Origin of the sequence: Rhizobium sp. GR12 (assembly GCF_036596185.1) — a bacterium.
In the GTDB taxonomy this organism is placed as follows: Bacteria; Pseudomonadota; Alphaproteobacteria; order Rhizobiales; family Rhizobiaceae; genus Agrobacterium; species Agrobacterium nepotum.
This window is the reverse complement of the sequence record NZ_JASXTH010000025.1, coordinates 25,416-34,083: the sequence shown is the minus strand read 5'-3', so window position 1 is coordinate 34,083 and position 8,668 is coordinate 25,416. Positions and strand designations below refer to the sequence as shown.

Here is an 8,668-nt window from a genome sequence, read left to right as displayed (position 1 = left end):
AAAACACGGCCTTCCCCCCTGTCAGACGGCCGAAACAAGGTGTTTTGCAACACGCCCCGGCGGGGAGAAGAAACAAGCGGCCATCCCTTGCTCCACGGGCAAGCGTTGATTGGTGCGAGAATCTGTTTTCATTCTTTCGCTCCCCCAAATCTCCCCTTCTGCACCTTTCGCCACCCCGCCTACGTCAATTGACGTATACGGTTTCTCGCCCATGAGATCGATAGTCCCTTCCAGCAGCGGTCAACGATGCCGCTGAGGCCCGACGAGGGCTAAACAAGGAGAGGGGTTCTTCCGATGATATTCCGCAAGACGCTTAGCGCCGCGCTGCTTGGCGCGATCATGTCCACCACCGCCTTCCACGGCGCATTCGCCGCCGACGATACGATCAAGGTGGGCGTGCTGCATTCTCTTTCCGGCACCATGGCGATTTCAGAGACGACGCTGAAGGACGCCATGCTGATGCTCATCGATGAGCAGAACAAGAAGGGCGGCGTTCTCGGCAAGAAACTGGAAGCCGTCGTGGTCGATCCGGCTTCGGACTGGCCGCTATTTGCCGAAAAGGCCCGCCAGCTGATTTCGCAGGACAAGGTCGCCGCCGTTTTCGGCTGCTGGACGTCTTCGTCGCGCAAATCCGTACTGCCGGTTTTCGAAGAGCTGAATTCCCTCCTGTTCTACCCCGTGCAGTATGAGGGTGAGGAATCCTCCCGCAACATCTTCTATACCGGTGCTGCGCCGAACCAGCAGGCCATTCCGGCCGTCGATTATCTCGCCAGCACCGAAGGCGTCGAGCGCTGGGTTCTGGCCGGCACGGACTATGTCTATCCGCAGACCACAAATAAGATCCTGAAGGCCTACCTGATGTCCAAGGGCGTCAAGGAAGAGGACATCATGATCAACTACACGCCGTTCGGCCAGTCCGACTGGCAGACGATCGTGTCCGACATCAAGAAGTTCGGCTCGGCCGGCAAGAAGACCGCCGTGGTTTCCACCATCAACGGCGATGCCAACGTGCCGTTCTACAAGGAACTGGCGAACCAGGGCATCAAGGCCGAGGATATTCCGGTCGTCGCCTTCTCGGTCGGCGAAGAAGAGCTGGCCGGTCTCGATACGACGCCGCTGGTCGGCCACCTTGCCGCCTGGAACTACTTCCAGTCCGTCGATACCGAGGTCAACGCCGAGTTCATCAAGACCTGGCATGCGTTTACCAAGAACGACAAGCGCGTGACGAACGACCCGATGGAAGCCGCCTATATCGGCTTCAGCGCCTGGGTAAAGGCCGTGGAATCCGCCGGCACGACCGATACGGACGCGGTTCTCGACAGCATCATCGGCGTTTCGGTGCCAAACCTTTCGGGCGGTTATTCCACCGTCATGCCTAACCACCACATCACCAAGCCGGTGCTGATCGGCGAAATCCAGGCCGACGGCCAGTTCGAAATCGTGCAGCAGACCCCGCAGGTCGTGGGCGACGAATGGTCCGACTACCTGCCGGATTCGAAGGACCTGATCTCGGATTGGCGCAAGCCGATGTCCTGCGGCAACTTCAATGTCGCCACGGGCAAGTGCGGCGGCAAGGGTAGCTGATAAACGGGGACGGTTGCCGCCCCCTTGTTTGGGGGGCGGGCAATTTGTTCTCCGATAGTTGAAAACTGAGCCAGAACGCCCCCCTCTGCCCTGCCGGGCATCTCCCCCACAGGTGGGGAGATCGATTTGCGGCAAGGTTTCGCCCTTCTCGTCGTTCGAGATTGAGCAATGCAGGCGCGTCTTACCGATCTCCCTCCTTGTGGGGGAGATGTCCGGCAGGACAGAGGGGGGTGGCGGCACCCACAGACGGCGCTTTTACCGGAAACGCTCTAAGGAACCGACATGACGATCCGATCTTTTCTCGGAGCTGTTTTTTTCTGGCTCACCCTTGGGATCGCGGCCCAATCCGTGGCGCAAAGCGATCCGAAGGCGCTGATCGATGCGCTCGGCACCGCGGATTTCAAGCAGGCCGAAACGTTGATCGGCGAGATCGCCGCCACCGGCGATGCGCGGGTCGTGCCGGCGCTCGAGGCTTTCGCTTCGGGTGATCTTTACGTGCGCAAGACCGACAATCTGGTTTTCATGACGCGGCCCGACGGGTCCAACTTCACGCTGATCGATCCGCTGTCGGGCGAAAGTGCAGGCGAAGCGCCGAAGGCTACGGTTACCAAGATCAGGGTCAATAATAACCTTCGCCGCGTCATTCGCGCCGCAATGGGCGGTTTGACCCTGCTCAGCCCGGAAAAATCCGTGCGGTTTTCGGCGGCCGATGCCGTTCTCAAAGCGCCGAGCGCGGAAAATCTCGAATTGCTGGAAACGGCCATCGCCAAGGAAACCGACAATGAGGTGCGGACCCGGATGGAGGAGGCGCGGGCCGTTTCGCTGCTCTCCTCCGACCGCCCGCTCGAACAGAAGAAAGACGCGATCGCGACCATCAAGAAGCTGGGCGGGCGCGACGCGATCAGCATTCTCATGGCGGCGTCCGCTTCCGTCGATCCAAGCCTGAAACCCGATATCGACAGTGCGATATCAGGCATTCAAAGCTCACTTGCCTTCTGGGATTACGCGCAGAACATCTGGTACGGCCTGTCGCTCGGTTCCGTGCTTCTGCTCGCCGCCATCGGCCTTGCCATCACCTTCGGCGTGATGGGCATCATCAATATGGCGCATGGCGAGATGGTGATGATCGGCGCTTACTCCACCTTCATGGTGCAGGAGATCATCCGAACCCATTTTCCCGGCCTGTTCGACTGGTCGCTGGCCATCGCTTTGCCCGTCGCCTTTCTGGTGACGGCCTTTGTCGGCCTCGTCATGGAACGCGGCGTCATCCGCTTCCTTTACGGGCGACCGCTGGAGACGCTGCTGGCCACCTGGGGCATCTCGCTGATGCTGCAACAGGGCGTGCGCTCCATCTTCGGCCCGACCAACCGGGAAGTCGGCAGCCCCGGCTGGATGTCGGGTTCCTTCAGCGTCGGTTACCTCAATTTCACCTGGAACCGGGTGTGGATCGTCTGCTTCTCGCTGTCGGTGTTCTTCGCGCTGCTGGTGCTCCTGAAGCGCTCCTCCTTCGGCCTGCAGATGCGCGCCGTGACCCAGAACCGCCGCATGGCCTCCTCCATGGGCATTCGCACACCTTGGGTGGATGCCTTCACCTTCGCGCTCGGTTCCGGCGTTGCCGGTCTTGCGGGCGTGGCGCTTTCGCAGATCGACAATGTCTCGCCCAATCTCGGCCAGAGCTACATCATCGACAGTTTCATGGTGGTGGTGTTCGGCGGTGTCGGCAATCTCTGGGGAACGCTGGTCGGCGCGCTGTCTCTCGGCGTGCTCAACAAGTTCCTTGAGCCGACGGTGGGCGCCGTGCTCGGCAAGATCCTCGTGCTCGTCCTCATCATCCTGTTCATCCAGAAGCGGCCGCGTGGTCTCTTCGCACTCAAGGGAAGGGCGATCGAAGCATGATTACCGGCTTCCTCCTGCGCGCGCTCGATCGCCGCATTTCCATCGCCATCGGCATCATCCTGGCCATTGCCGTGCTGGTGCCCGCCTCCAACCTGCTGCTGCCGGCTGACAGCGCATTCCGTATCCCCACCTACATCATGTCGATGCTGGGCAAATATCTGGCCTATGCGCTGCTGGCGCTGGCGCTCGATCTGGTCTGGGGTTATTGCGGCATCCTCTCGCTTGGCCATGCCGCCTTCTTCGCGCTCGGCGGTTATGCCATGGGCATGTATCTGATGCGGCAGATCGGCACGCGCGGCGTCTACGGCCATCCCGTGCTGCCGGATTTCATGGTGTTCCTCAACTGGAAGGAACTGCCGTGGTTCTGGCACGGCTTCGACATGTTCTGGTTTGCGGCGCTGATGGTGCTGGTGGTGCCGGGTCTTCTCGCCTTCGTGTTCGGATGGTTTGCCTTCCGCTCGCGGGTCAACGGCGTCTATCTCTCGATCATCACCCAGGCCATGACCTACGCCCTGCTGCTTGCCTTCTTCCGCAATGACATGGGCTTCGGCGGCAATAACGGCCTCACCGATTTCAAGGATATCCTAGGCTTTTCCGTGCAGGCCGACGGCACCCGTGCCGTGCTGTTTGCCATGACGGCGGTGATGCTGGCGATCTCGCTGCTGATCGCGTCCGGCATCGTCAATTCCAAATTCGGCAAGGTGCTGGTGGGCGTGCGTGACGCTGAAAGCCGGGTGCGCTTCCTCGGTTTCCGGGTGGAAAACATCAAGCTCTTCACCTTCGTCGTCTCGGCCATGATGGCGGGCATTGCCGGCGCGCTGTTCGTGCCGCAGGTGGGTATCATCAATCCGGGCGAATTTTCCCCCGCCAACTCCATCGAAGTGGTGGTGTGGACGGCGGTGGGTGGGCGCGGCACGCTGATCGGGCCGATCATCGGCGCTATTCTGGTCAATGGCGGCAAGAGCTATTTCACCGGTGCTTTCCCCGAATTCTGGCTGTTTGCTCTGGGTGGCCTGTTCATCGCGGTGACGCTGTTCTTCCCGAAGGGCATCGTCGGCACCGTGCAGCATTTTCTGGCCGGACGTCGCGAAAAACGTATCGCGCGGGCGGCGAGCAAGGCCGCGCAGCCGGGCAATGACGGTGCCGCGACAGTGTCCCAACAGGCGGCGGAGTGAGACGGTTATGAACACGATTTCCGAAAACAGAACCAAAAGCCTGCTTTATCTCGACGGTGTTTCCGTTTCCTTCGATGGGTTCAGGGCGCTCAATTCCCTCTCTTTCGTGGTGGAACCGGGCGAGCTTCGCGCCATCATCGGGCCGAATGGTGCGGGCAAAACGACGATGATGGACATCATCACCGGCAAGACGAGGCCGGATAGCGGCACGGTGCTGTTCGAAGACAGCGTCGATCTCACGAAAAAGGACGAGGCGGATATCGCCCAGCTCGGCATCGGCCGGAAGTTCCAGAAGCCGACGGTGTTTGAAAGCCACACCGTCTGGGACAATCTGGAGCTGGCGCTGAACCGCAAGCGCGGTGTTTTCGCCACGCTGTTCTACCGGCTGACGGAAGAGGACAAGGCGCGCATCGACGAAATCCTCGCCACCGTGCGCCTCAGCCACCGCCGCAGCGATCTTGCCGCCAACCTTTCTCACGGTCAGAAACAATGGCTGGAAATCGGCATGCTACTCGCGCAGGAGCCGAAGTTGCTGCTGGTGGACGAGCCTGTCGCCGGCATGACGGATGCGGAGACAGCCGAGACCGCCGTGCTTCTGAAAGAAATCGCCAAGACCCGCTCGGTCGTGGTGGTGGAGCACGACATGGGCTTCATCCGCGAACTGGGCGTGAAGGTGACGTGTCTGGCCGAAGGCTCGGTGCTTGCCGAAGGGTCGATCGATTTCGTGTCCAGCGATCCGAAGGTGATCGAGAATTATCTGGGGCGGTGATGGAAGTGTCTGCGTTGGCCATACCCCCCTCTGCCCTGCCGGGCATCTCCCCCACAAGGGGGGAGATCAGATGCCGCACCCGCTCGCTCCATCACCAAGGTGTTATGGGGCAGGGTGTCGGCCGCTTGCCGATCTCCCCCCTTGTGGGGGAGATGCCCGGCAGGGCAGAGGGGGGTAGCGCCTCCCACCAATGCGCCAATGGAGTTTCACCATGCTGAACGTCGAAAACATCAACCTCCATTACGGCGCGGCACAAGCCCTGCGCGGTGTGTCGCTCACGGCCGAGATGGGCAAGATCACCTGTGTTCTCGGTCGCAATGGTGTGGGCAAAAGCTCGCTGCTGCGCGCCGTTACCGGCCAGCATGCCATCAGTGGCGGGTCGATCAGCTTCGAAGGGGCGGCGCTGGATGGGCTGGCGCCCTATCATCGGGCCAAGCGTGGCGTCGGTTACGTGCCGCAGGGGCGGGAAATCTTTCCGCTGCTCAGCGTGCAGGAGAACCTCGAAAGCGGTTATGCGCCGTTGTCGCGCAAGGAGCGTTTCATTCCCGACGATATTTTCAGCCTGTTTCCGGTGCTGCAAACCATGCTGGGCAGGCGCGGCGGCGATCTCTCCGGCGGGCAGCAGCAGCAGCTGGCAATCGGCCGGGCGCTGGTGACGCGGCCGAAAATTCTGGTCCTCGACGAGCCGACCGAAGGCATCCAGCCGTCGATCATCAAGGATATCGGCCGGGCGATCAAATATCTCAGGGATTCGACCGGCATGGCGATCCTGCTCGTCGAGCAATATCTGGATTTCTGCCGCGAGCTTGCCGACTATGTCTACATCATGGACCGGGGCGAGATCGTGCATGAGGGGCTTGCCGAAACACTGGATAGGCCCGAGGCGCGGCGCCATCTGACAGTATAATTCGAGACTAAAACCGGCGCGCGCCGATCACGGCGTGCAAACGGCCGATTAATATTTTGAAAGCCTATGCGCCTCTGCATGGCTTTCATGCTTGATTTAACATTTCATTGAATAAAAGCCTGTGATATTGGCAGCGGAAATGCTGCATGCGAGACACAGGAAAAGTCTATTCGCACGCCGCGACAGTTGATCCCTTACATTCCATGCACGTCCGACGTATCGTCGGAGAAATAGTGCCAAAAAGGCGTGTCAATGCATCAAGACTTTGCCCCTGGCCGGGCCGTCCGGCTGTTCCGCTCCGTCCGCACCCTCGTTCTGGGCCTTGCGATATGCGCGAGCGTTGGCGCCGCAGCGTCGGCATCGACCTGCGGTCAGGTTTCCGGACCCGGCATGGCGCCGGGCAGGCATGATTTTTCCATTCTCTCCAGTGGTCAAAAACGCGACGGCGTCTATTTCGTTCCCTCTGCCTATGACGGAAAAAAGCCGTTGCCGGTGGTGTTCGATTTCCACGGCTCCAACAGCAATCCGCACGGCCAGCTGAACCGCAGCGGCTGGGACAAGCTTGCCGAGCGCGACGGCTTGATGGTGGTGGCGTTGGCCGGCAGCCTCAATGGCGAAATGCCCGGTACCCATGCCTGGAATGTTCCGGGCGTCACCACGCGCCCCGGTGGGCTGGACGAGGTGAGTTTCATTCGCGATACGATCGACATGGTGAAGGGCAAGTTCTGCGTCGACGAGGAGCGTTTTTACGGTTCCGGTTATTCCGGCGGCGGGCGCATGCTGTCGCAATTCATCTGTAACGGCAGTGCGGACTTTACCGCCGCCGGTTTCGTCGCGTCGCTGCGTGCCGGTTATCCGCTGGAGACCGAGGGCAAATGGGGACCGGATGCGGCAAGCTGCAAGCCGGCGCGGCCGATGTCGATCATCGCCTTTGCCGGGTTGAAGGATCCCGCCAATCCCTATCAGGGCGGCGGCAAGTCCTATTGGCAATATGGCGGCGAGACGGCGCTGAAGCGCTGGGCCGAAATTGACGGCTGCAAGGGCGGCGCAAAAAGTAGGGCAGGCGAGAGTTTCACCCTCAATTCCTACGATGTCTGCAAGGGCGGCGCGCGCATCCAATCCTATGTTATCGAAAATTGGGACCACGCCTGGCCGCGCGCCACCATGAAGGCGGAAGTGCTGGCCGCCAGCGCCGTCCTCACCCGCAAGCCGGGTGGCGAGCAGACGCCGAAGGCGGAACCCGCCGTGGAGCGCAAGATGCCCACAGGCGAAGTGACGCGCACGGTTGATGCGGCGGAAAGAATGTGGGACTTCTTCCGCAACACGGAAGGACAGCTGGTGGTGGACGCCGTTGTCAAAAAGGATTGCGGCGCCAAGGCCGGGTCCGCTTCCGCAACCGCTTCGGAGACCGCGTGCAGCCAGAACAGCAAGTCATCCGCCCTTCCGGTATCCAAGACGCTGAACCTGTCCGGCAGCAACGCGCCCGTGGCAGAGGACGCATTGTAACCAAGGCAGTCGAAGGGCGCAGCCGGCTGGACCAGTTGTTTCAGGAAGGTTGCGCCAAGATCCGCCTGCCGGATACGTTTTCCAATGAGATCGAGGCTATTCTCATCAATTCCTCCGGCGGTTTGACCGGCGGAGACGAAATCGAGTGGCAGGCGGTGGCCGGTGCCGGCACATCGCTGGTGGTAACGACGCAAGCCTGCGAGAAGGTCTACAAGGCATCCTCCGGAACCGCCACCGTCACCGCCCGCGCTACCGCCGGGCCGGGTGCGAGATTGCACTGGCTGCCGCAGGAAACCATTCTTTTCGATCGCGCATCGCTGACCCGCAGGCTGGAAGCCGATCTCGACGCATCTTCCGAATTCATCGCCGTCGAAGCTGTGCTGCTCGGGCGTCAGGCCATGGGCGAGGCCATGGAGCATGGCCTGTTCCGGGATCGCTGGCGCATTCGCCATGGCGGCCGTCTGGTGCATGCCGAAGAGCTGCTGCTTGCGGGCGAAGTGGCACAGCTGACCGCGAAACCTGCGGTGCTTGCCGGCCAGGTGGCCTTCGCCACGCTTCTCTATATCGGGCCTCTGGCCGAGGCGCTTTTGCCTAAAATCCGGGCTATTGCCGGGGAAAGTGGCGGCGCCAGCGAATGGCAGGGCAAGCTTGTCGTGCGCGTTTCCGCCACTGACGGTTTCTCCCTCAGAAAAATACTTTTTCCGATCATTTCGCTCTTGCGAAACGGTGCGCCAGTGCCGAAAGTCTGGAATCTGTAAAACTCCGGATTGCCCGTTATCGGCAACGTCCGGGGTCTGTCAAACAAGTCGGATTTTGCCCCGGAACGTTACC

7 protein-coding genes are annotated in these 8,668 nt (G+C 61.0%); all 7 read left to right on the top strand.

Annotated features, from left to right (window positions below; all coding sequences use genetic code 11):
* The first annotated feature begins 294 nt into the window (after positions 1 to 294).
* The 7 genes from urtA to QSK43_RS26490 all read left to right on the top strand — a co-directional run bounded on the left by urtA (position 295) and on the right by QSK43_RS26490 (position 8,595).
* The gene (urtA, locus tag QSK43_RS26520; RefSeq protein WP_045023516.1) at positions 295 to 1,584 is read left to right on the top strand and encodes an urea ABC transporter substrate-binding protein; all 1,290 of its coding nucleotides are present in this window, start codon (positions 295 to 297) and stop codon (positions 1,582 to 1,584) included.
* A 282-nt stretch (positions 1,585 to 1,866) separates the two neighbouring features.
* Positions 1,867 to 3,480: an urea ABC transporter permease subunit UrtB gene (gene urtB, locus QSK43_RS26515; protein WP_332305959.1), complete on the top strand. Its 1,614-nt coding sequence runs from the start codon at positions 1,867 to 1,869 to the stop codon at positions 3,478 to 3,480.
* The gene (gene urtC / locus QSK43_RS26510) at positions 3,477 to 4,655 is read left to right on the top strand and encodes an urea ABC transporter permease subunit UrtC (RefSeq protein ID WP_332305958.1); all 1,179 of its coding nucleotides are present in this window, start codon (positions 3,477 to 3,479) and stop codon (positions 4,653 to 4,655) included. Before urtB ends, urtC begins: the two co-directional genes overlap by 4 nt.
* A gap of 7 nt (positions 4,656 to 4,662) precedes the next feature.
* On the top strand, positions 4,663 to 5,424 hold the full coding sequence (gene urtD / locus QSK43_RS26505; protein ID WP_332305957.1) for an urea ABC transporter ATP-binding protein UrtD: 762 nt from the start codon (positions 4,663 to 4,665) through the stop codon (positions 5,422 to 5,424).
* 211 nt (positions 5,425 to 5,635) lie between these two features.
* Entirely contained in the window at positions 5,636 to 6,331 is a 696-nt protein-coding gene (urtE, locus tag QSK43_RS26500) for an urea ABC transporter ATP-binding subunit UrtE (RefSeq protein WP_332305956.1), read from the top strand.
* A 252-nt stretch (positions 6,332 to 6,583) separates the two neighbouring features.
* Positions 6,584 to 7,837 carry an alpha/beta hydrolase family esterase gene (locus QSK43_RS26495; RefSeq protein WP_332305955.1) on the top strand — a complete coding sequence of 418 codons (1,254 nt, stop codon included), beginning with the start codon at positions 6,584 to 6,586 and terminating at the stop codon, positions 7,835 to 7,837.
* The gene (locus QSK43_RS26490; protein WP_332305954.1) at positions 7,744 to 8,595 is read left to right on the top strand and encodes an urease accessory protein UreD; all 852 of its coding nucleotides are present in this window, start codon (positions 7,744 to 7,746) and stop codon (positions 8,593 to 8,595) included. Before QSK43_RS26495 ends, QSK43_RS26490 begins: the two co-directional genes overlap by 94 nt.
* Positions 8,596 to 8,668: the final 73 nt, after the last annotated feature.

Coding starts and splice junctions, on each gene's coding strand:
- urtA (WP_045023516.1), top strand. CDS start 295: ATGATATTCCGCAAGACGCTTAGCGCCGCGCTGCTTGGCGCGATCATG.
- urtB (WP_332305959.1), top strand. CDS start 1,867: ATGACGATCCGATCTTTTCTCGGAGCTGTTTTTTTCTGGCTCACCCTT.
- urtC (WP_332305958.1), top strand. CDS start 3,477: ATGATTACCGGCTTCCTCCTGCGCGCGCTCGATCGCCGCATTTCCATC.
- urtD (WP_332305957.1), top strand. CDS start 4,663: ATGAACACGATTTCCGAAAACAGAACCAAAAGCCTGCTTTATCTCGAC.
- urtE (WP_332305956.1), top strand. CDS start 5,636: ATGCTGAACGTCGAAAACATCAACCTCCATTACGGCGCGGCACAAGCC.
- QSK43_RS26495 (WP_332305955.1), top strand. CDS start 6,584: ATGCATCAAGACTTTGCCCCTGGCCGGGCCGTCCGGCTGTTCCGCTCC.